The organism is Acrocarpospora pleiomorpha, assembly GCF_009687885.1.
Classification (GTDB): Bacteria; Actinomycetota; Actinomycetes; order Streptosporangiales; family Streptosporangiaceae; genus Acrocarpospora; species Acrocarpospora pleiomorpha.
The window spans coordinates 343,251-365,601 of the sequence record NZ_BLAF01000004.1 but is presented as its reverse complement, the minus strand read 5'-3'; the positions used below and the strand labels follow the sequence as shown (position 1 = coordinate 365,601).

General features: G+C 68.8%; 18 protein-coding genes and 3 pseudogenes. 6 read left to right on the top strand and 15 right to left on the bottom strand.

Annotated elements, in window-relative coordinates:
- Nucleotides 1-32 precede the first annotated feature (32 nt).
- Nucleotides 33-1,022, top strand: coding sequence for an alpha/beta hydrolase family protein (locus Aple_RS01665; protein ID WP_155342608.1), 990 nt, complete (start codon nucleotides 33-35; stop codon nucleotides 1,020-1,022).
- Between the two features lie 16 nt (nucleotides 1,023-1,038).
- Here the strand turns inward: Aple_RS01665 and Aple_RS01660 are convergent, their stop codons facing one another.
- Both Aple_RS01660 and Aple_RS56140 read right to left on the bottom strand, forming a co-directional pair.
- Nucleotides 1,039-1,551 (bottom strand): oligopeptide/dipeptide ABC transporter ATP-binding protein, encoded by a 513-nt coding sequence (locus tag Aple_RS01660; protein ID WP_373869567.1) that lies wholly within the window; start codon nucleotides 1,549-1,551, stop codon nucleotides 1,039-1,041.
- 15 nt (nucleotides 1,552-1,566) lie between these two features.
- Nucleotides 1,567-1,725, bottom strand: a pseudogene (locus tag Aple_RS56140) (dipeptide/oligopeptide/nickel ABC transporter ATP-binding protein); the annotation flags it as partial.
- Between Aple_RS56140 and Aple_RS56135 the strand changes: the two are divergent.
- Both Aple_RS56135 and Aple_RS01650 read left to right on the top strand, forming a co-directional pair.
- A pseudogene (locus tag Aple_RS56135) lies at nucleotides 1,668-1,817 on the top strand (DUF4158 domain-containing protein); the annotation flags it as partial. The pseudogenes Aple_RS56140 and Aple_RS56135 overlap by 58 nt on opposite strands.
- A 263-nt stretch (nucleotides 1,818-2,080) precedes the next feature.
- On the top strand, nucleotides 2,081-2,857 hold the full coding sequence (locus tag Aple_RS01650; protein ID WP_155342606.1) for a Tn3 family transposase: 777 nt from the start codon (nucleotides 2,081-2,083) through the stop codon (nucleotides 2,855-2,857).
- A gap of 217 nt (nucleotides 2,858-3,074) precedes the next feature.
- Here the strand turns inward: Aple_RS01650 and Aple_RS01645 are convergent, their stop codons facing one another.
- Entirely contained in the window at nucleotides 3,075-4,367 is a 1,293-nt protein-coding gene (locus Aple_RS01645; RefSeq protein WP_155342605.1) for a glycosyltransferase, read from the bottom strand.
- Nucleotides 4,368-4,404: 37 nt separating this feature from the next.
- Nucleotides 4,405-5,073, bottom strand: a complete 669-nt coding sequence (locus Aple_RS55395) for a TetR/AcrR family transcriptional regulator (protein WP_155342604.1) — start codon at nucleotides 5,071-5,073, stop codon at nucleotides 4,405-4,407.
- Nucleotides 5,074-5,330: 257 nt separating this feature from the next.
- Here Aple_RS55395 and fadD11 point away from each other — a divergent pair, with 257 nt between their 5' ends.
- Nucleotides 5,331-7,253, top strand: coding sequence for a fatty acid--CoA ligase FadD11 (fadD11, locus tag Aple_RS01635; RefSeq protein WP_218038056.1), 1,923 nt, complete (start codon nucleotides 5,331-5,333; stop codon nucleotides 7,251-7,253).
- A 40-nt stretch (nucleotides 7,254-7,293) separates the two neighbouring features.
- Nucleotides 7,294-8,658: an FAD-dependent oxidoreductase gene (locus Aple_RS01630; protein ID WP_155342603.1), complete on the top strand. Its 1,365-nt coding sequence runs from the start codon at nucleotides 7,294-7,296 to the stop codon at nucleotides 8,656-8,658.
- 6 nt (nucleotides 8,659-8,664) lie between these two features.
- Here the strand turns inward: Aple_RS01630 and Aple_RS01625 are convergent, their stop codons facing one another.
- Together Aple_RS01625 and Aple_RS01620 are read right to left on the bottom strand one after the other, a co-directional pair.
- Nucleotides 8,665-9,897, bottom strand: a complete 1,233-nt coding sequence (locus tag Aple_RS01625; RefSeq protein ID WP_155342602.1) for an alpha/beta hydrolase — start codon at nucleotides 9,895-9,897, stop codon at nucleotides 8,665-8,667.
- 208 nt (nucleotides 9,898-10,105) lie between these two features.
- Nucleotides 10,106-11,353, bottom strand: coding sequence for an alpha/beta hydrolase (locus Aple_RS01620; protein ID WP_155342601.1), 1,248 nt, complete (start codon nucleotides 11,351-11,353; stop codon nucleotides 10,106-10,108).
- Nucleotides 11,354-11,965: 612 nt separating this feature from the next.
- Here Aple_RS01620 and Aple_RS01615 point away from each other — a divergent pair.
- A complete protein-coding gene (locus Aple_RS01615) occupies nucleotides 11,966-13,462 on the top strand; it encodes a hypothetical protein (RefSeq protein ID WP_155342600.1) in 1,497 nt (498 codons plus the stop codon).
- Nucleotides 13,463-13,720: 258 nt separating this feature from the next.
- Here Aple_RS01615 and Aple_RS01610 read toward each other — a convergent pair whose 3' ends face one another.
- From Aple_RS01610 to Aple_RS01570, 9 genes and pseudogenes are all read right to left on the bottom strand, one after another.
- Complete coding sequence (locus tag Aple_RS01610) at nucleotides 13,721-15,094, bottom strand: TrkH family potassium uptake protein (RefSeq protein WP_246264029.1); 1,374 nt, start codon at nucleotides 15,092-15,094, stop codon at nucleotides 13,721-13,723.
- Between the two features lie 556 nt (nucleotides 15,095-15,650).
- Nucleotides 15,651-16,430 carry an ABC transporter permease gene (locus tag Aple_RS01605; RefSeq protein WP_155342599.1) on the bottom strand — a complete coding sequence of 260 codons (780 nt, stop codon included), beginning with the start codon at nucleotides 16,428-16,430 and terminating at the stop codon, nucleotides 15,651-15,653.
- Nucleotides 16,423-17,321, bottom strand: a pseudogene (locus Aple_RS01600) (ABC transporter ATP-binding protein). Before Aple_RS01600 ends, Aple_RS01605 begins: the two are co-directional and overlap by 8 nt.
- A gap of 113 nt (nucleotides 17,322-17,434) precedes the next feature.
- On the bottom strand, nucleotides 17,435-18,277 hold the full coding sequence (locus Aple_RS01595) for an alpha/beta fold hydrolase (protein ID WP_155342598.1): 843 nt from the start codon (nucleotides 18,275-18,277) through the stop codon (nucleotides 17,435-17,437).
- 424 nt (nucleotides 18,278-18,701) lie between these two features.
- Nucleotides 18,702-19,991 carry an ArsB/NhaD family transporter gene (locus Aple_RS01590; RefSeq protein WP_155342597.1) on the bottom strand — a complete coding sequence of 430 codons (1,290 nt, stop codon included), beginning with the start codon at nucleotides 19,989-19,991 and terminating at the stop codon, nucleotides 18,702-18,704.
- Nucleotides 19,988-20,353 (bottom strand): CBS domain-containing protein, encoded by a 366-nt coding sequence (locus tag Aple_RS01585; RefSeq protein ID WP_155342596.1) that lies wholly within the window; start codon nucleotides 20,351-20,353, stop codon nucleotides 19,988-19,990. Before Aple_RS01585 ends, Aple_RS01590 begins: the two co-directional genes overlap by 4 nt.
- 221 nt (nucleotides 20,354-20,574) lie before the next feature.
- Complete coding sequence (locus tag Aple_RS01580; RefSeq protein ID WP_155342595.1) at nucleotides 20,575-20,745, bottom strand: PmrA; 171 nt, start codon at nucleotides 20,743-20,745, stop codon at nucleotides 20,575-20,577.
- Between the two features lie 84 nt (nucleotides 20,746-20,829).
- Nucleotides 20,830-21,132, bottom strand: coding sequence for a DUF2961 domain-containing protein (locus tag Aple_RS01575; RefSeq protein ID WP_281361517.1), 303 nt, complete (start codon nucleotides 21,130-21,132; stop codon nucleotides 20,830-20,832).
- Between the two features lie 27 nt (nucleotides 21,133-21,159).
- Nucleotides 21,160-22,056, bottom strand: a complete 897-nt coding sequence (locus Aple_RS01570; RefSeq protein ID WP_155342593.1) for a hypothetical protein — start codon at nucleotides 22,054-22,056, stop codon at nucleotides 21,160-21,162.
- Nucleotides 22,057-22,351: the final 295 nt, after the last annotated feature.

The following is a 22,351-nucleotide window of genomic DNA, read 5'->3' as shown; positions in this document are numbered from 1 at the left end:
AACGTACGGCATTCAGCGCGCAGGCTGAAGGCATGAAACAACATCCCGCCGGGTCGGACTTCACCGCCTTCACCGAAGCCGCCGGCTTCCCGGTCAACCAGGCCAGTCCCGTCATCTCCTACAGCCCGATGGCCGTCCCCGTCCCCGGCCGTGCCATCGACCTGCAGATCAAGGTCTCGGTACCCGAGGCCGGCGAGGAACTGCCGGTCATCGTGCTGTCCCACGGGAACGGCCCCTCCAACTTCGTTTCCTCTCTGTACGGATACGGTCCGGTCGCGCACTTCTGGGCCGCACACGGCTTCGTCGTCATCCAGCCCACGCACCTGGACTCGATGACGCTCGGGCTGCGCGAGGCCGACAGTTTCGAGGCGCCGCTCTACTGGCGTACCCGGGTCGAAGACGTGCGCACGATCCTCGACCACCTCGACCGGATCGAGTCGACCGTGCCCGGTCTGCGCGGGCGTATCGACCGTAGCCGCATCGCCGCGGTCGGCCACTCGATGGGCGGGCACACCGTGGGGATGCTCTGCGGCTCGACTGTCACCGACCCGGTCAACGGCTCGCAGGTCTACCTGCCCGACCAGAGGATCAAGGCGGGCGTGCTCCTCGGCGCGCCCGGCCTGGGCGACGACCTCGCGCCGTACGCGACCGAGCACTGGCCGATCCTCAGCACCACCCGCTTCGATCGGATGACCACGCCGGCGCTGGTCGTCACCAGCGACGAAGACACGAACGAGTATTTCAGCGAGCGCAAGGACTGGCGTGCCGACGCCTACCGCCTGGGCCCGGGCCGCAAGAGCCTGCTGTGGCTGTATGAAGCCGGGCACAGCTTCGGCGGCATCAGCACCTACGACGCGGCGGAAACCACCGACGAGAACCCCGAGCGGGTTGCCGCGCTCCGCGCCCTGGTGTGGGCGTACCTGCGGAGCGAGCTCTATCCGGACGACAAGTCCTGGAATGACGCGGTGACCATACTGCAAAGCATGGACACCCCGTGGGGCCGGGCCGAAACCAAACCCTGATCTCGGCAAAAGGCCCCTATCGGCTGCTCGGCGTTGCGTCGCGGTTGGCCAGGCCGGCGAGGTTGAGTGTGTCGGCGTGGTGGCAGGCGACGTGGCGTTCGGGGGCGACCTGCCGCCACTGCGGTGTCTCCTGCGCGCACAGCGCCGTGGCGTAGCGGCAGCGCGGGTGGAAGTGGCAGCCGCGGGGTGGGTCGGAGGGGCTGGCGACCTCGCCGTGAAGGACAATCCTCTGCCGCTTCTTGAGGCCCGGGTTCGGGACAGGGGCGGCGGACAGGAGAGCCTCGGTGTAGGGGTGGCGGGGAGTGTCGAACAGCGCGTCGGTGTCCGCGAGTTCGACGATCCTGCCGAGGTACATGACGGCGACGCGGTGCGAGAGGTGCTCGACAACCGCGAGGTCGTGGGCGATGAAAAGGTAGGCCATGCCCAGTTTCGACTGCAGATCCTTGAGGAGGTTGAGGATCTGCGCCTGGATGGAGACGTCGAGCGCGGAGACCGCCTCATCACAGACGATCAGGCGGGGGTTGGACACCAGGGACCGGGCTATGCCGATGCGTTGTCGCTGGCCGCCGCTGAACGTGTGCGGGTAGCGGTGCAGGTGCCGACTGCCGAGCCGACCAGTTCCAGGGTCTGGCGGACGCGCTCGACGTGTACGAGCATGCCTGGGAGATCCGCGAGCTGCTGGGCTACCGCGACTTCGGCGCATGCGAGTCCGAGGTACGCGAGTTTGTGGCGGCACGGGTGTGGTCGACCAGCCAGGGCCCGCGAGCGTTGTTTGACCGGGCGCGGGTGCACCTGCTCAAGGAGCGGATCCTGCTGCCCGGGATCACGGTGCTGATGCGGCTGGTCGGAGAGGTGCGCCGGGCGGAGAACGAACGGCTGCACGCGCTGCTGTCCGGCCGAATCTCGGATCAGATGCGCCAGTCGCTGGTGGCTCTGCTGGCGGTACCTGACGGCAAGCGACGCTCGGAGCTGGAACGGCTGCGCACGCCCCCAACCAAGGCGTCCGGCCGGGTGATGCTCGACGAGTTACGCCGGGTCGCCGAGATCGAACGGCCCGGCTGCAGCAGGTCGACCAGGGCTACCTGCGCGCCGAGACGATCATCACTGACACCACCAGCTACAGCGATCTTGTTTTCGGGCTGTTCGCGATCTGCGGCTACCAGTTCTCCCCGCGCATTGCCGACCTGGCCGACGTGCGGCTGTGGCGGACCAACATCGCCGCCGTCTACGGGCCGCTGGAGCACATGTCCCGCCACGTCGTCCGCCTGGACCGGATCCGGGCGCACTGGGCCGACATGTTGCGGGTGGCGGGGTCGCTGACGATGGGCACGGTGCGGGCCTACGACCTGATCCGGATGCTGTCGGCCGACGGCCGCGCCACCGGCCTGGGCGAGGCGTTCATGCACTACGGCCGCATCTTCAAGACCCTGCACCTGCTGCAGTTCCTGCACGATGAGGGCTATCGGCGGATGATCGGCGCTCAGCTGAACGTGCAGGAGGCCCGGCACCGGCTCGCGCGGAAGATCGCCTTCGGTAACCGGGGCCAGCTGCGCCAGCGTTACCGGGAGGAGGGCATGGAGGACCAGCTCGGCGCGCTCGGCCTGACCTTGAACGCGGTCGTCTGGTGGAACAGTCTCTATATCGACGCCGCCGTCGCACGCCTGCGTGAGCAGGGCTTCCCGGTCACCGACGAGATGTGCGCCCGGTTGTCGCCGATCGCTTTCGACCACATCAATTTCCTGGGCCGCTACGCCTTCACCCGCGCCGACCTCGCCACAGGCCTGCAGCCCTTCCACCAGGACTCCCTCGGGGAAGCCGGGCAGGCCAACGGCTGAGCAGCCGTGGAGAACAGCAGCTGCCACAGATCATGGTTTTCGGGGCTCGTTCTGCCGACCTCCTGTGGTCCCCGCCGTAGCTTGTGGCGCGGACCAACTCGCCGCCGTCGAGGCCCAGCGGCAGCCGGCGCTTGCCTTGGCAACGCCCGGCACGCCGTGTCGGGTCTGTTCCATGGCGGGGATCGCAGAGGCACGACCTCCTCGACGGCCCGCCCGTTCAGGTCCGGCGAACGGTCAGTGATTCCAGCACGGTGACGGCGGTCGTGACTCCGGCTTCCTCGCTGACGGCGGCGGCGAGTTGCTCGGCGCGTTTGCTCATGGCCGGGTCGGTGACGGCTCGGCCGATCGCCTCGGCCAGACCGTGCGGGGTGAGGTGGCGTTGGGGCTGCGGGGCGGGGGCGATGCCGGCGGCGTGGGCGCGGGCGGCCCAGAATGGCTGGTCGGCGACGAAGGGGCAGATGACCTGGGGGCGGCCGGAGGCCAGCGCGGCGCCGGTGGTGCCGCTGCCGCCGTGGTGGACGATGGCGGCCATGCGGGGGAACAGCCAGTCGTGCGGGGCCTCCTTCAGCGCGATCACCTGATCGGGCAGCGTGTCCAGCAGGTCGTCGACGGCGATGCCGCCCCACCCCGACACCACCACGGCGTGTACGCGGGCCAGGGTGATGGCCTCGGCGACGATGCGGCCGATGCGGGCGGGGTCGGTGCCGGCCATGCTGCCGAATCCGATGTAGACCGGCGGCGGGCCCTGTTCCAGGAAGCGGGTCAGTTCGGTGGGTGGGGTCCAGGCAGGGGCGGCGGGCAGGTACCAGAATCCGGTGGTGTGCACCGAGGCGGGGTAGCCGGCTCCCGGTGGGAGCAGGTGGCGGCTGAAGCCGTGCAGGACGGTGGCCGGGCCGCCGTCGGGGCGGCGCAAGAAGTCGTGGCGGCCACGCCTGTTGGGCAGGTTCAGGCTTTTGTCGGCGATTGCGCCGAAGGGGCGCAGCATCAGCTTGAACGGCAGATAGGTGGCGCGGTTGAAGCGGTGGGGCAGCCGGATGGGCAGCATCGGGTTGGGGAAGGCGTCGGTGGGCACCCACATCGGTTGCAGCAGGGCCGGTACGGCCGGGACGCCGAGCTCTTCGGCGATGCGGTGGCCGGGAATGCTGGGGCCGTGCACCACCAGGTCGTACGGCCCGGTGCCGGAGGCTGTGTCGAAGGCGGCGGCGACCATGTCGGCGAACACCCGCGCCATGAGCGGTTTGCTGGCGCGCATGACCTGCAGGGCGGCCTTCTTGCCGGCCAGGCCGCGGTAGTTGGTCTCGATCGCCTGCCGGATCCGCGGGTCGTCGATGAGGGTGTTGGGCCCGTCGTGCACCGGTGTGAAGGCCAGGCCGTGGGACTCGGCCAGGGCGGCGGAGGCGGCGGGTGCGGCCAGCACCGCCTGGTGCCCGGCGCGTTGTAAGGCCAGGGCTAGGGCGGCGTAGGGCTGGACGTCACCGCGGGTGCCGTGGGCGAGGATGAGGACCTTCATCGGCGCGGCTCCTTCCTCCGGTTCATCGTCGGGTTGTTCATCGGGTTCTCCGGGCGGCGGTTATGGCGTCCCAGGCGGTCAGGGCGCGCTCGTCGGTGAACAGGCCGTGGGTGTAGATGTCCAGGGCGGCGCGGGAGTAGCGCAGGGTGGCGTCGAGGTCGTGCAGATCGGCCACCTCCAGGACCCGGGCCAGGTGGGCGTCGAAGGCCAGCGGCGCCAGCAGCCAGGTCACGTAGATGGCGGCACGTGCGCGGGGGTCGTCGGCCGGGCGGGCCCACCCCTCTTCGGCGCCGCGCTCCAGCCAGGCGCCGGTGGTGCGGACGATCTCGTCGAACAGGGCGGCCGCCTGGGGGGTGCCGTCCAGGAAGGCGCGGGCCAGGTAGCGCCGTACCGATCCGGCGGCCTCCAGCATGGCCCCGAGCCCGGCGGTGTTCTCCCAGTCCACTCCGGCATCGCGGGTATCAGGGGCCTCCGAATGGTCGGGTTCGCCCCTGACTCGTGAGATCACGTACTGATCGCAGGCGGCGCGTAGGCCCTGCTTGGAGCCGAAGTGATGCAGTACCAGGGCGGGCGAGACGCCGGCCTTGACCGCGATGGCCCGCACGCTCACCCGGTTGATCCCTTCGGCGCCGAACAGGTCCAGGGCCGCGTCCCTGATCCGGGCGCGGGCGGTGAGATCACCACTCGGACGGTAATCTGAACGCATGCACAGAATACTAAACAAATGTTCAGCATTCTGGGAGCGCGCGGGGGCGGGAACTGGCGATACAACGCCAGTTGGCTGCGTGACGATTGGGACCCCAGCGTAGATGTGGGCACGTTGGCCCGGAATGCCGGATCTGATTACTTCCTCAGAGAATCCTCAGACTTCCACCAAGCGGCGTGCCTAGGGACGGCTCGATGATCGAACGGTCCCGGTCCGCTACCGGTCCGAGGACCCGAATCGGAGGATGGGATCGGAACATGACCACACCCAACGGCGCCGCCATCGTCTGCGGCGCTGGTACGGCCGGGCCCGGCAATCGCCCAGATCCTGGACGGAGCCCGATGATCGATGCGGAGAGGCCCAAGACGTACTGCGAGGCTTTTCAGCGGACAGCGGCGGTGGATCCGGACGCGGTCGCCCTGCGCACGGTCGGCGGCACCTGGACCCTGACCTGGAGGGAGTACTCGAATGAGGTACGCGCGGTCGCGGCCGGGTTGAGCGCGATCGGGGTGGGCCGAGGCGACACCGTTGCGCTGATGATGGCCAACCGGCTGGAGTTCTATCCGCTGGAGGTCGGGGCGCAGCACCTCGGCGCCACCTCGTTCTCGGTGTACAACACGCTGGCCCCCGAGCAGCTGGCCCATGTGCTGGCCAGTTCCGGTACGAAGGTCGTGATGTGCGAGGGGCAGTACGTCGAGCGGATCCGGCGTTGCGGGGCCCCGGTCGAACACGTGGTGTGCGTCGATGGCACGCCGGAGGGCACCATCAGCGTCCAGGAGCTCGTCGGCCGCGGTTCACCGGGCTTCGACTTCGAGGCGGCGTGGCGGGCGGTGCGGCCGGACGACGTGTTGACACTGATCTACACCTCGGGAACGACCGGCGAGCCCAAGGGCGTGGAGATGACCCACGAGAACCTGCTGTTCGAGGTGTACGCCGTCACCGAGGTGCTCCCCATAGCGTTCGGCGACCGGACCACGTCCTTCCTGCCGAGCGCGCACATCGCCGACCGGGTGGCCGCCCTGTATTTCCAGGAGACGATGGGCACCCAGATCACCGTGGTGCCTGACGCGCGGCAGATCGCCGTGGCGCTCGCCGACTGCCGGCCCACGATCTGGGCATCCGTGCCCCGCGTGTGGGAGAAGCTCAAGGCGGGCATCCTCGCGAGCGTGGCGGCCGAGCCGGACGAGACCAGGCGTCAGGGGCTGCTGTGGGCGCTGGACGTCGCCGCGCGCAAGGCCGAGGCCGGCATGACCGGATCGGAGTTGCCCGCGGAGCTGGCCGCCGAGTACGCCAAGGCCGACGAGGTGGTCCTGTCCGCGCTGCGCGCCAAGCTGGGGTTGGACCGGCTGAGGTGGGCGGTCTCCGGCGCGGCGCCGATCCCGAAGGAGGTCCTGGCCTTCTTCAGCGGGCTGGGTGTCCCAATCGCGGAGGTCTGGGGCATGTCGGAGCTGAGCTGTGTCGCCAGCGTGGCATCGCCGGCCGAGCACCGGCTGGGCACGGTGGGCCGGCTGCTGCCCGGGATGGAGGGCAGGATCGCCGAGGACGGGGAGTTCCTGGTACGCGGGCCCCTGGTGATGAAAGGCTATCGGGGGCAACCGGCGAAAACCGCGGAGGCGATCGACGGTGACGGCTGGTTGCACACCGGCGATGTGATGACCGTGGACGGCGACGGCTACCTCACCGTCGTCGACCGTAAGAAGGAACTCATCATCAACGCGGCCGGCAAGAACATGTCACCGGCGCACATCGAGAACGTCATGAAGGCCACATGCCCCCTGCTCGGCGGCATCGCCACCATCGGGGACGGGCGGCCGTACAACACCGCGCTGGCCGTGCTGGACGCCGACGCCGCAGCCGCCTACGCCGCCCGGCACGGGCTCCCGGACACCTCCGCCGCGGCGCTCGCCGCCGATGCGGACGTGGTTCGCCAGATCACGGCGGGGATCGCCGCGGGCAACGCCAAGCTGTCCCGGGCCGAACAGATCAAGCGGTTCCAGATCCTGCCGGTCTTCTGGGAGCCGGGCGGAGACGAGCTCACCCTGACCTCGAAACTACGCCGCAGGCCGGTCGCTGAGAAGTACGCCGCCGAGATCGAAGCGCTGTACGCCGACCGACCAGGAGCGGGCGTCCTCGAACCCGAACCGGCCCTCGCACCGGCAGCTGCCTCGGCCGCCTTCTAGTCCGGAGTCGGCCCGGGTGTGAGCCGGAAAGGCGGGCACGGTGAGCAGGCGTGAGGGCAGCAGCGCGATAGTCATCGGCGCGGGTATGGCCGGTCTGGTGACCGCCCGGGTCTTGAGTGACCATGTCGACCGGGTGCGGATCTTGGAGCGGGATCACCTGCCCGAGGAGGCGATCCCGCGTAGCGGTGTCCCGCAGGGACGCCACGCCCATGTCTTGCTGGCTGCCGGTCAGTCGCTGCTGGATGGCTGGTTTCCGGGCCTGGCCGACGAACTGCGGGCAGGGGGCGCGGTTCCCCTCGACGCCGGCGGACTGGTGTGGCGCCAAGGGGGCGCCTCCTGGACAGCGTCCGATCTCGGCTTGTGCGCCTTATCCATGAGCCGGCCCCTGCTTGAGACAACAGTCCACAGGCGGTTGCTGCGGCAACGGCCCAACGTGTCGATCGCTGACGAAACAGCGGTGGACGGGCTGATTCTTGAGGATGGCAGGGTGGTCGGTGTTCAGGTCGACGGCGCGCAGCACCGGGCCGACCTGGTGGTCGCGTGCTCCGGCCGCCATACCCGTTTCCTGGACCTGCTGGCCGAAAGGGGGTTCCCAGCACCCGAGGTATCGGCTGTCCACATCGACCTGGCCTGCGGCACGCGAGTGGTGCCGCGACAGCCGGACGACCTCACCCGCGCCGTCGCCATCGAGGTCGACGACCTGGCATGCAGCCACCGCATGGGCCGTATGGTGCCGGCGGAGGGCAACCGATGGATCATCACGCTCGGCTCCTTCCACGACGAGGCACCCCCGATCGAGCCAGCCGCGTACGCGGACTTCGCCCGTTGCCTGCCGTCGCCGCTGATCGCCGACGTCCTGGCCCGGACCGAGGCACTGACACCGGTACTGACCTATCGGATGCCCACCAGCCGGCGCCGCCACGTGGAACGGCTGGACCGGACTCCGGCGGGGTTCTTGGTGCTCGGCGATGCCATCTGCAGCCTCAACCCCCTCCACGCGCAGGGGATGTTGTCGGCGGCCCTGCAGGCCCAAGCCCTGGGCCGGGCCATCGCCCGCCATGGCCTCACCTCGCCGCAACTGGCCCGTGCCTTCTACCGGCAGGCCGCCAAGGTGGTCGACGCGCCGTGGAGGCTTGCCGCTGCGGCCGACTTCGTCGACGCCTGCACCAGCGGCCCGGAATCGGTGGGCACTGGCCTGCTCAACCGCTACCTCGACATGGTGTCGCGGGCCTGCCGCACCTCGATCCCGGTGGCCCGCCAGACGCTGCGGGTGCAGAACCTGCTCGCCCGCCCCGCATCGCTGATGACCCCAGCCATGGTTGTGAGGGTCCTGCTGGCCGCCCGCCGCTCCCGGTGGCGGCGACGAAATCCAGCGGGTCGTGAAGCCGGCAGCCCGGTCGGGTAGCCGGGTTCATTCGGTCAGGAAGGCGTCGATGCGGGTCAGGAATTCGGCCCAGGCCAGTTCGGACGAGGTGAGCAGGTGGTTGCGGCTGTCGAGCAGGACCAGCCGGCTGTCGGGGATGAGGGCAGCCAACTCGTTGGCCTGTGAGGCCGGGACGCGCGCGTCGTCGCGGGAGTGCAGGATCAGCGTCGGGCAGGCGACCCGGTGGGCGATAGCGGACACATCGATCCGGGCGAACTCCTCCAGGAACCGGACTCCGTTGGCCGGTGAGGTCGTCCGCCGCTGAAACGCGATGAACTCCTCCCAGTCCTGCGGCGTGCCATCGGGCAGGAACTGGGAGGCGAAGACCTGCAGAAAGCTGGGATCCTGGGTGCTCCAGCCCACTCGGGCCAGTTCCAGGTCGAGGGCGGCCGCGGCGCGTTCGGCGTCGTCGCGCGCCCGGACCTGCCGTCCCTGGGCGTAGGCCCCGGCGAGGATCAACCGGGTGACCCGCTCGGGACGGCGCGCGGCGTACGCCATCGCTACCGCGCCGCCTTGTGAGACGCCGAGCAGCGGGAATCGGTCGAGTCCTGCCGCCTCGACGACGGTGTCCAGGTCATCGACCCAGTCCTCGAAGCTGAAGCTGGGCACCTGCCAGTCCGACAGGCCGCACCCCCGCTCGTCGTAGCGGATCAGCTGGCGGTCGCGGGCCAGGCCGGCCAGCCAATGCGACCACACCGGCGTGGTCCACTCCAGGTCGAGGTGGCTCATCCAGTTCGCCGCTTTCAGCAGCGGCGGGCCCGTGCCGACGGTGGCGTAGGCGATACGGGTGCCGTCCTCGGCCTGACAGAACCGGATCAACTGATGGTCCGCGCCGGCCGGCTCTCTCACCGCTGCCGCCCCGACGCCCTGACCCTGCCCGGGTTCGGCCGCAGGACCAGACCGAACCACCGAGGCCGGGGCCACGAACTGGTAGCCCCGCCGGTGCACGGTGCGGATCAACCGCTGCTGCTCGCCAGTGTCCCCGATCGCCAGGCGTGCGGTCCGTAACGCCGTGGTGAGCGCGGCCTCGCTGACGAAACGGTCACCCCATACCTCGTCGAGCAGCTCATTCTTCGACACCACCCGATCCCGGTAGGCCACCAGGTGACACAGCAGATCAAAAGCCCGCGGCTCCACATGGACCGGCTCACCGCCCCGGCGCAGCTGATGACCAGCGATGTCTAATTCGTACTCTTCGAAGCGGAACATCTCTCCAGCCATTGGCGCAGCTTATAAGCCGCAGCTCGGAACCCGATTTCGGTGCGGCCTGAACACTCCGGGGTCCACGGACGGTGGAGTCCCCACTGGAACAGCCGCTGGCCACGACGGCATGGGCACCGCTATAGCCAGCTTCCGGCTGAATGCCAGGTATGAGAACGATGTCGTGGGCGCGACGAGCTGGGGATCTGAACTGATGTGCGTGCGCGGCTCACCCGCGGCCGGGCTCTTCCTCTGCCAGGAAGGCGTCCAGTTCGTCCAGAAACCGGGGCCAGGCCGGTTCGTCGGCCGTGAGCAGATGGTTGCGGCCGTCGAGCAGGACCAGTCGGCTGTCGGCGATGAGTTGGGCCAGTTCCGCCGCCTGCGAGACGGGAACGCGTGGATCGTCGCGGGAATGAACGATCAGCGTCGGGCAGGAGACCCGGTGGGCGAGGTCGGAGACGTCGAGGCGGGATTGCTCCTCCAAAAAGCGGGCCCCGTTGGCCGACGAGACCGACCGTTTCTGGTAGCTGGTGAACTCATCCCATCGCTGCGGCGGACTTCCGGCGAAGAACTGGGAGCCGAAGAACCGCTGATAGCTGTGGTCCTGGGCGTGCCACCCGGCCAGGGTGAGTTTGAGGTCGAGGTCCGCCTCGTCGTGCTCGGCGGCGTCGCGCGCCCGGGCGATCCGGCCGCGGGCGTAGGCCGCGTTCAGGACCAGCCGGCTGACCCGTTCGGGCCGGCGCGCGGCGTACGCCACCGCCAGCGGGCCGCCCTGGGAGACGCCGAGCAGTGGGAAGCGATCGAGCCCCGCCGCGTCGGCCACGGCGTCCAGGTCCTCGATCCACTCCTCCAGGGTGAAGCCCGTCGTCCAGTCGGACAGGCCGTAGCCCCGCTCGTCGTAGCGGATCAGCCGCCGGCCGCGGGTCAGGCCCTCGAACCAGTGGGTGAACATGGGCATAGTGCGTTCCAGGTCCATCTGGCTCAGCCAATTGGCGGTCCTGACCAAGGGAGGCCCGGCGCCGGTGACGGCCCAGGCGACGCGCGCGCCGTCCGCCGTCCGGCAGAACCGGATGGTGTCGCGGGCCCCCGTAGTGGTTTCGACCGCGGCGACCGGTACGGCCCTCGTAGCCGCCCCTGCGGCCGAAGAGGATTCGGCCGTCGCTACCGTCGTCGCCGCTATGAACTGGTAGCCGCGCCCCTGTACGGTACGGATGAACCGCTGCTCGCGGCCGGTGTCGCCGATCGTCAGGCGGACGGCGCGCAGTGCGGTGGTGAGGGCGGCCCGGGTGACGAATTCACTGCCCCAAACCGTTTCCAGCAGTTCCCTTGGAGACACCACCCGGTCGCGGTGCTCCACGAGGTAGCAGAGCAGGGCAAAAATCTGGGGCTTGATGCGGATCGGCCGCCGGTTGCAGCAGAGTTGGCCGCGGCTTGGGTCCAGGTCGAACTGTCCGAAGTGGTACGTTTCCGAGCCCACCGTCGCAGTCTATCCGGATCATCCGTTGACCGTCTCCGGCCGGTGTGGGCCACGTTCCTCTCACGCTGCGGCGCCCTGCCGGCCGTATGGAACGCGGGCCGCACCAACCCGCTCAGAGCGCGCTCCCGACCGGTTCGCGCAAGTCTCAAGCCCGCGAACCGTGATCGAAACGGAAACTTCCGTGATGGTGACGACTGCGATCCTGAAACCGAGGTATTCCGTGCCGGGGGAAACGGAATGTTCCCGGGTTGACATGCCGAAAAACGCCCCGTCGGTCATCTGCTCAGACTTCCTCATTTCTTCCTCATACTTCCCTCAGGTGTTCCCGGTTCTGCCCGGCATAAGATTTCGGCGAGTTCACACATGTGTTGCTCGCTGCCCTCCGTAAGGCATCCGGAAAGTGCTCGCCCGCAGTTGGCGCGGCTCAGCCACGAGGGGAAGGCGGCCATCCGGCCGCCGGGACTCACCACTGTTTTTCACTCACGCCACCCGCCAGAGGGCGAGTGGCGCAGATCCCGCACGCGGGTGTGTCGGTAACAAGGGAAGGAATGTGTCGGAACAATGCCGAACAGCAATGCCGTCGAATTATCGTTAGAGACGATGCCCGGCGCGATGACGGGGAAGAGACGCCGGCGTAAGCCGCGTACCAAACTGGTGGCGGGACTCCTCGCCATGCTCATGCTGGCGCCGAGCGCGGCGCTGGCGAATGCCGGCCCCGCGAGCGCGGCCGCTCGTGCCGACTGCCAGGCGGAATCCGTATTCGGCACCATCAGTGCCGTCGCGGGCATCATCCCAGGCATCGGGCAGCTCGCGAGCCTCTTCGGTTTCTTGTCCGACATCAGCAAGAACTGGCTGTGCGGCGGCCAGAACGTGGCCCAGATGATGATGGAGATCGCCAGGCAACAGGCCGAAATCGTGTACGACGAGAACACACTGACGATCTTCGGAAATGAAATCAACGACCAGATCAACATCTTGAAGGAGCTGAAGTACTCCAGCAATCCCACGGACGCGAACCGTATGGCCCAGGTGGACGACCTCGACGACATCTGGGGCGCGCTCAGCACGACCGAGCAGACGGGGAGCACCCTGAGTTTCCGGGCGATCCCGGGCATGGCCGCCCTGGCGAGTATCAAGCTCGGCACCCTCACCCTGGCTTACGAACTCGAGACGCTCCGGGTGGAGAAGTGGCGCACCCTGGGATCGGCCCGCGTGCGAGAGGCGCAAGAAAGCCTCGACTACCTCGCCGCTCTCGAAGGCAAGCTCGAACAGTACATCCAGAATAGGTTCGTCACGCGCTCGGAGAGCCTCGGCAGCACGTGCCAGACAGTGAGCTGCGTCTCGAAGTTCAAGATCCATCTGGTCGACGACGAGACCGAGGAGCGGCTGTGGACCAGCGGCGTGCTGACCTGGAGTGGAATCCTCCCTGGCCCGGTCCAGGATCAGGCCTACAAGGACGTCCTGGCCGAGGCCGCCCGCCAGGCCCTGCCCTACCAGGCCGAGATTCGCGACATCTACATTACCGACGAGTACCGGGCCATCAAGCAGGGGCTCCAGGCGCAGGTCCGTCTGCCCATCCCGACGTTGTTCAAGACCCGGCTGTCGCCGTGCAACGACGATCAGTACGTCATCCTGCGGGCCCAGGCTCAGGACAACCTTACGGTGACCGCCATCAACGGCTCGGTCGACGGAAGCTCCCTGGTCCTGTCCGGGGACCTGAACTATGCCCAGACCCATGACAACTCGCTGTTCAAGCCGATCCGCTTCGGCGACGCGTTCATGTACAAGGTCCGCAACGCCGACCTCACGATGCACGCATGGGGAGGCTCGCTGCCCGGCAAACTTGTGAAGCTCCACGGCGGCCGGGACTACGCCGAACATCACCCGAACTCGCTGTTCCACACCTACATCACCGCGCAGGACGAACTGATCCTCCAGGTCAGCGACAGAGACCTGACCGTCGGCCTGAGCAACGGCCAGCAAACCCAGTCCACGCTCCTCCTCGGCAAGAAGCTGAGCGACGCGGAGAAGGACCCCGCCTCGCGATTCCGCTTCGCCTGCTATCCCCAGTCCACGCGGTCCGCGCCGGCACTGCTGTGGCAGAAGTGACGCGGCAGACACCGCGCCAGCCCCGCCCGGGTTCAGGCCTTAAAGATCGGCGGCATTCGGCATCACCGAGCGGACGCTGACCTAGCCAGGCTCCCTTCGGCACCGAACGGGTCCAGGGCGGCGTCCCTGATCCGGGCGCGGGCGGTGAGATCACCACTCGGACGGCCATCTGAACCCATGCGCAGCATACTGAACAATGGTCAGCGTTGTCGGAGTGTGGATTCACCGATTCCGCGTCCAGCCTTCGTCAGCCGATAGTCAGCCGACGATCATCGTTGTCTCGGGGAGTTCGTAGCGGCGCACGTGTTCCTTCAGGGCCAGCGCGGAGCCGAGGGTGAGCGGGCCGACCCGGCCGGCGAACATCAGCGCCACCAGCAGCAGATGCCCGGCCGCGGGCATGTCGGCGGTGATGCCGGTGGACAGCCCCACGGTGGCGAAGGCGGAGACGGCCTCGAACAGCACCTGGTCGAGCCGGTACGGGGTGAGCACGAGCAGCAGATAGGTCGAGACGGCGACCAGGCCGCCGCTGAGCAGGGTGAGCGCGACGGCCTGCCGCTGGGTGGCGGCGGGCAGGCGGCGGTGCCCGATGTTGACGTGCGGTTCGCCGCGCAGCTGCGCCCAGACGATGAAGGCCAGCATGCCGACGGTGGTGACCTTGATGCCTCCGGCGGTTCCGGCGCTGCCGCCGCCGATGAACATCAGCACGTCGGTGGCCAGCCAGCTGGAGTGATGCATCTGGGACAGGTCCAGGCTGTTGAACCCCGCCGTGCGGGGCATCACCGCGGCGAAGAAGGCCGCCAGCAGCCGGCCACCGGCGTCCAGCGGGCCCAGCGTGGCGGGGTTGTCCCACTCGGCCGCCAGGAATACCAGCGTTCCGCCCGCCAGCAGGATGATCGTCACGGTCACGGTGAGGCGGGTCAGCATCGTCCAGTACCGGGGCCGCCGCCAGGAACGCAGTAGTTCGAACACCACCGGGAAGCCCAGGCCACCCGCGATCACCGCGGCGGCGATGGTCAGGCAGACCCACGGATCGGTCACGAATCGCGTCAGGTTGTCGGGCCACAGTGCGAACCCGGCGTTGTTGAAGGCCGAGATCGTGTGGAAGATCCCCAGATAGATCGCCCGCCCCGGCGGCTCGCCATAGGCGATCAGGAACCGCAGGCTCAGGACGACCGCTGCGACGGCCTCACAGATCAAGCTGAAGACAACGACATCGCGGACAACGCGCGGCAGGCCGGCCATGGTCGCCGCCTTGGTCTCGGCCTGGGCCGACAGCCGTGCCCGCAGCCCGAGCCGTCCGGAGACGGTCAGGGTGAGCAGGGTGGCCAGCGTCATGATCCCCAGGCCGCCGATCTGGATCAGCGTCGCGATCAGCACCTCGCCGAACACCGACCAGTGGGCGGCGGTGTCGACCACCACCAGGCCGGTGATGCATACCGCGGAGGTCGCCGTGAACAGCGCCGTCACCCAGCCCGCCGACTCTCCGGAGGCGGTCGCGATCGGCAGCATCAGGCCCAGGCAGCCGGCGGCCACCACGAGGGCGAATCCGGTCGCGACGGCCCGCGCTGGAAGCCGGAACAGCCCGGCCAGGCCTACGGCGGCAGCCGATGCCAGACTTCCGCGTCCGTTCACCCTGGCCCCGCATAGATGATCACCGTAGAAGCGGCGCATCGGCGCGAGAGAGCGAGCCAGTCGGCGCATAACCAGGTTGGTGCCTTGCGTGGTGCCATGGCCACTCCCATCCCTGACGATCCGGACAAGCCGGACGACATGGAAAAGGGAGCTCATCCGACGCCGCAGTGGACGGTGAGAGCGCGCCCCGACGCGAGACGATATAGGGCGATTGACGTAATACGGCGTTTCTTGACGCGTTCTTGACGCCTGCTTCTGCCTCGCCGGCTGATCGCGATGGCCAGGGCTGGCACCGCGAGGCTAGGCGGGCCGGGCGACGAGCACTTGACCCGGGCCCGGGCGCAGATCACATGGCCGGCCAGCCGGCACCGCCAACGGGGCACCGCGGCGGCCGGCAGGCTCGGCCCGCCCGCTGCTCTCCTCGGCCCTCGGCCGCAATGCCGCCGAGGCCGCGTCGCCACTGATGACCGGGCGGCGAAAAGATGTGGGTGAGGGTTCGTCAGGGTGCCGATCGGTGCGTCGCGCCGCCGAGTTGGACGGGCGCCACGCGCTCCGATCAGCGGGTGTGGTCGGCTCGGCGCCACCAGGCGGCCGTGGCGAGGGCACCGGCTGCGGCGGTGGCCAGCACCAGCGAGAAGCCCAGCGGCCCAGGCTGGTCTTGGCCGGGGCCAGCGAGACCGGCATACAGGGCGGGGACCGACCAGGGAAAGTAGGCGCCGAAGCCGAGGGCGGCGATCACCTGGGCGGTGAACACGATGACGAACATGACGCCCACGGCCGGCAGGTAGCCGCGACCGAGACTGGCGGCCAGCGCAAGCGGGGTGGTCAGCAGACTGCTCAGCACACCCGTGACCAGAATCCGGACCAGGCCAAGTACGCCGGCCGACACCGTCCAGCCGGGCAGGCGGAGCGCCGCGCCGATGAGCAGCCCGAGCACGCACACCCACAGGGCCAGCAGGAATGCCCACAGGACGGCGAGGGTGAACTTGGCCGCGACGATGGCGGTGCGCGAGGTGGGCAGGGCGAGCAGGTCGGTGGCGGTGCGGTCGCTGAACTCGCGGCCGAACAGCCAGATGGCGGTGATGCCGTACAGGATCAGCCCGCCGACGCCGACGGCCTGGGCCAGCAGGGCGAGATAGCCGGGCCAGTCGGCGCTGGCTCCGCTGAGTTGGGCTTTGTCGCCGAGCAGGCCGAGCGCGCGGGCGCGGGCGAGGTCGGTGAGGATGAACATGAACAGCCCGCACACCACGGCGACGACGGTGAAGGCCAGGGTGGTGAGCCAGGGCAGGCGGCTGCGCCGGATCTTCAGCAGTTCGGTCCAGAGTGCTTCACGCATGATCGGCTCCGACGATGCGCAGGAAGTAGGCTTCCAGGTCCTCTTCCACCGTCACCAGCCGAGTGGGCGGGACGCCGGCGTGGACCAGGACGGTGGCCACCTGCTCGGGCCGGGTCAGGGCGTGCTCGTCGATGAGGTGCAGCCCGCCACCGTCGGCCGGGTGGGGACGGTAGCCGTGGGCGCGCAGCACGCGGTCGGCGGCGGTGTCGTCGCGGGTGGCCAGGTGGAGGTGGCGGTGGCGCCGGCGGTCCAGTTGGTCGGCCTGATGCTCGGCGTGCAGGCGGCCCTGGTGGAGGATGCCGATGCGGGTGGCCAGGCGGGCGACCTCGGCCAGCAGGTGGCTGGACAGCAGCACGGTGGTGCCGTGCTGGTGGGCCAGGCCGGCGAGCAGGGTGCGGATCTCCACGACGCCGGCCGGGTCCAGGCCGTTGACGGGTTCGTCGAGGATGAGCAGGTCGGGGGTGTGGATGAGGGCTTTGGCCAGGGCCAGGCGTTGCAGGTTGCCCAGGGACAGGGTGCGGGCCCGGCGGTCGGCGTAGGGGGTCAGGGCCAGCCGGTCGATGATGTCCGCGACGTCGGCGTTCCCGCCCGGCAGGCGGTGCAGCCGGCGCACGAGCTGGAGGTTCTCCCGCACGGTCAGCTCGGGGTAGGCGGCGGGCGCTTCGACGAGGTAGCCGACCCGGGCCCAGGCCGAGCGGCGCCCAGGACGTAGACCGATCCGCGGGTGGGGGCGATCATGCCGAGCAGCATGCGGATGAGCGTCGTCTTGCCGGCGCCGTTGAGGCCGAGCAGGGCGTAGATTTCTCCCCGCTGCACCCGCAGGCTGACCTCGTCGACCGCGGTCACCTCACGGTAGCGCTTGACGACCCCGTCGACCTCGATGACCGGCATCGCTCCACCGTCCCCCGATCGTGAGGTTTTCCTGAGAGGTCCCCCGGCAGGTGTGCCGAGGAGCCTGGTCGGCGATTGTCGTCGTCTGGCGGCAGCACGAACTGTTCCGCACGCTAGGCGTTCAGGTGCCCGCTAGCGGTGTCGTGATCGGTGAGCAGGAACGCGCGGATCTTTGCGGCGATGGCGGGGTAGTCGGGGCTGAACCAGATCATGTGGCTGTCGGCGCGGCTTTCCACCAGTTCGGCCCGTGAGATCGCCGCGGCCAAGGATTGGGCGTGGGCGAAGGGTACGGAGCGGTCGTTACGGGTGGCGATGATCAGGGTGGGCTGGCCGACATCGGCGGTGCAGTCGGCCACTGGGAGCATGTCGGCGACGAAGCCGCGGCCCGAGCGCATCGAGACGTACAGGTGGGTCAGCGTGGCGCGGTCGGCGGGGGTCAACCCCGCCAGCACCTGGCCGGCGGGAAGGAGGGACAGGTCGCGCGTGAGCAGCCGCAAGGCTGGCTCCGGCGCGAGCCGGATCGCCGTGCGCAGCAGGGCCCAGGTGATGGCTTCGATCCGGGGATGGAACACGATCCGTCCGCCGAGGTGGGTGCGCCGGTCGGGCCAGGGCAGGAAACCGACCGGGCTTTGCAGGATCACCCGCCGCACCAGGTCCGGATGGCGGGCCGCCATGGTCAGCGCGGTACGTCCACCGGCGGAGATGCCGACCACCGCAGCGACTTGGTCGATTCCCCGATCCCGGCACAGGCGGGCGATGGCATCGGCGAAGTCCGTCACCGTGCCGCCCGCAGCAGCCGGGCTTAATGGGGTACGCCCGTAGCCGGGGCGTGAGGGAACCAGCACCCGAAATCTCGCACCGGTGAAGACGTCCTCGCCCAAGGCCAACTGCGCCCGCATGTGACCGCCGTGGAGCACCACGACCGTGCCGGGGCCGCCGGGACTGCCGCCGTGCATCCGGTACTCCACCGTTGCCGCCCCTACGTGGGCCAGGATCAGGTCCCGCTCTCCCGCGGGGGCGAGCCCACCTGAGGATCGGCCCGTTTCTGTCGCGGTAGCGTCTGTGGTCCCGTCTGGACGGTGCTGTCGCGGGAAACCGGTCATCTGCGCCTCCGGAGCTGATCGTCGTGTCGGACCTCTTGCCGACCAGGCTTCCCGGCGCACCGCCGTTGACGTTACTCCCGGCCGGTTGGCGGCGCCAGACCTTTGCCGGGCGCGATCACGCAGCGCCGCGATGGACAGGATCGTGCGGTTGGCCAGGCTGGCGGCCAGGTCGGGGACCGGCGGCGCGGTCAGCTGCACCCCGGCGAAGAACCGGGAGAGGGAGCCCTTCTCCGCTCAGCCGCACGTTCGGGTCAGCGTCCCGAGGACACACTCCGCATCAGGTGAGGTAGCGCAGCCACAGATACGGCGTCACCAACGCCACGGTGATCACGGTGACGATCAGGCCGTACTTGGTGAACTCCCAGAAGCTGATCGGCTGCCGGTTGCGGGCGGCGATGCCCACGACGATGACGTTGGCCGCCGCGCCGACGGCGGTGGCGTTGCCGCCCAGGTCGGCGCCAAAGGCCAGGGCCCACCACAGCACCTGGGCGTTCTCCCCGCTGTTGGCGTGCACCAGGTCGGCCACGATCGGGCTCATTGTCGCCACGTACGGGATGTTGTCCACGATCGCCGACAGCCCGGCCGAGGCCCACAGCAGCACCATCGTGGTCAGACCCAGCCGTCCTTGGGTGGCCTCCACCGCCAGCTGGGAGATCTTCCCGATGACGCCGGTCTCCACCAGCGCGCCCACCATCACGAACAGGCCCATGAAGAAGACCAGGGTCTCCCACTCCACCTCTTCGACGGCCTGCTCGGTGGTGACCTTGGTGACGGCCACCAGAACCCCCGCCCCCAGGATCGCCACGATCGAGGGCTCGTAATGTAGCACCGGATGCAGCACGAACGCGGCCATGACCACGCCCAGCACGGCCAGGCTCTGCCACAGCAACCGCCGGTCGGCGATCGCCTCCCGCTCGTCCAGTTGCATGATCTCCGCCGCGCGGACCGGGTCGTAGACGAACGACTTGCGGAACATCACCCGGCACAGGCCCAAGAACACGATCATCAGCAGCACGACCAAGGGCGCCATGTGGATCAGGAAGTCGTTGAACGACAGCCCGCCCCGGCTGGCGATGATGATGTTGGGCGGGTCACCCACCAGCGTGGCCGCGCCGCCGATGTTGGAGGCCATCGCCTCGGCGATCAGGTACGGCACCGTCGGCAGCGCCAGCCGCGCGCACACCAGGAACGTCACCGGCGCGATCAGCAGCACGGTGGTCACGTTGTCCAGCAGCGCGGAAGCCACTGCGGTGATCACCACCAGCAGGACCATCAGCCGGTACGGCCGCCCGCGCGCCCGCTTGGCCGCCCAGATCGCCAGATACTCGAACACGCCGGTGCGTTTGAGCACGCCGACGATCACCATCATGCCCAGCAGCAGGAACACGACGTTCCAGTCCACGCCGCTATGCTCGGAGAAGAAGGCGGCCCCGGCGTCGGTGGCGTGGATGGCCAGCATGATCCCCGCCCCGCCGAGAGCTGCGGCCACCCGGTGGATACGTTCGGTGGCGATCAACGCGTACGCGCCGAGAAAGACCGCCACCGACAGCCATGCCAGCACGCTCACGCGGAGGTCACCCGGTCCATCAGCGCGGCGATCTCCAGCAGGGTCGCGCCCGGATCGGTGACCGGCAGTTCCCGCAGCTCCGGCGGCAGCGCGTCCTGGACCGTACGGTCCCCGATCTCCTCCAGGAAACGATCAGCGTGGGCCTCGTCGACCACGCGGGCCAGCGCCGGATCGTCCTGGCAGTAGAGGGGCACGGCCAGGCGCAGCACCTGCGTGCCCGGCAGGATGCTGTGGGGTGTCCCGTCGGTGTCCAGGACGATGAGCCCGGCCAGATCCTGCTCGGCCAGCAGCCGGGCGGCCTCGCGCACGGGGGTGCCGAGGGTGACGGTGGGAACGTCGGTGAGCAGATCACGAGCACGCATGGCGGGAACTCCACGAGATCGACGACATGACCGCCGACCAGACTTCCCGGCTCACCTGCGATGGACCCTATCAATGATCGAAACCAGGCAGAAGTCCAGGTGCCCCGTACTCCGACCTACCTTGCCTGGCTTTGCTCCTTCGCGGCGGCGGCGAACGAAGCCGTGCCCAGGGTGCGCTGTCGGCTGGAGCGACAGTCGATCGGCTGGGATGAACCCGCCGCTCATCGACGCCGCGCGGCCGGATCCCGGCCCTCCTGCCAGCGGGCCAGCGCCTCCGGGGAAACACGGGCATAGCGGGCCAGCGAGGCGACCGAGGTGTGCCCTGAATAGGCCGGCAGGGTGGAGGTGTTGGCGCCGTCCTCCGACCCCTCCCGGCAAAGCGTGTACGCCACCGCGATGGCGCCTGGCCACGGCCTCTACTTCCCGGCCTTCCCACCACGCGACGGCCGGACGCCACGATGAACGCGCCCGGCGTCCTACTGGCCGGGGTGGATCGCGGAGGCTAGGTCACGGACGCGGTCTGCTGGGGAGGGCAGCGGCGCCACGCGGGTCGGTGTGGTCTGATACCAGAAGGCGACGGCGCTGTAGTCGTCGCTGCGTTCGAACAAGCAGAGGTCGGAGTCCTCGTCGGTGCCCGCGGCGCGGTGCAACAGGGCGGGATCGCCCAGGTCGTCGAGCGCGGCGGCCCGGTCTCCCGCACCCAGTTGCTGGATGGTGACCCGCAAGCCGGACCGGAAGTAGATCGGGTCCGGTACGTGGAACCGGCAGAGCGAGTACAGGCCGGCGTCGTCGTCTATGTATCGCCGTCATAGAGCAGAACCCGCTGAGTTATCCGTCATCGCGGACTGTAGGTCCTTCTCGCGCAGGCGGCTGGTCAGGGACAGGAAGTCGCGGCGGGCTTCCGCTACGTCGGCGCCCTCGAAAAGCTCTTCGGCCAGGTCGGTCACCGGCCAGGTTACGAGTTCGCCGTACCGGGCGAAATAGAGTCCGACGTTCTTGATCCGGTAGGCGTTGGTGATATCGAGCCAGGCGCAGCAGAGGAGTCGCCAGATCCATCGCTGGGCGCGCGTCGAGTTGTTGGTCTTGCTGACCGTGTTGACGTCGATCAGGGTCGTGTCGCCTCTGTCGCCGATCACGAGGTCGTGGTCGGCCCAGCGGGAGTTGACGACGGGGCGGGCAATGCCCCACGGCCGTCCGAGCGGTGGGTTTCCTGCCAGGCGGCGCAGATCCTCCAGGCTGCCGGACATGTGGAGGAGTTTTGTCAGTTCCACCAATTCATCGACCGAGGCGTCATCGGCGGCGGCGTGTAACTTCTCGACGGTGGCCGTCCCCTCTCTGAACCACCGGTAGATTGGATCCCCGGAAGCGTCGTTATGGAATAAATATTCGAACTTCGCCAGCAGCCAGCATAATCGTGCCAGCCCTTTCTCCGCGCCCACCTGGCCGAGGGGCGCGTGCATCCCGAAATATGCGCGAAGCCGGTCGAACAGCTCGCTCAACATCGGTTCGGCGGAGAAATCCGGAAACGCCGAGTAGCGTGATGTGCCGTCATCATGGAGATATCTCTCGACGCTGCGTTCCGCAAGATCCATCCACCCGTTCAGGGTCGGCCGGAAATCGAGTGCCCGTCGGCGCCGGGATTCCTGCAGGTGGATGTGGGTTGGGTAGAGGCCGGCCTGCCGGTGGGCCCAGTCCCGCCCCACGAGCCCTATCCGTACGAATCCGTACAAAGCCGAATATGGCGGCGATGGCTGTACAAGCGTGGCCATCCTTACAGTAAACGCCCGATCCACCTGATTCCAATGGTGCCTGTCGACCTTTCCGGCCGGTCGTACCTTCTCCGTGCCCCGCGTCGCCGCAGCCAGCTGATGCGCGACCGCCTTGGAACCAGGCATGCGATCAGCACACCAATCCCCAAGCTCACCGGAGTACAAATGCGAGATCAGCGACACATTCCCGACTATAGCGATCTTCCTTCGGAAGTCGGGGCTAATGGGT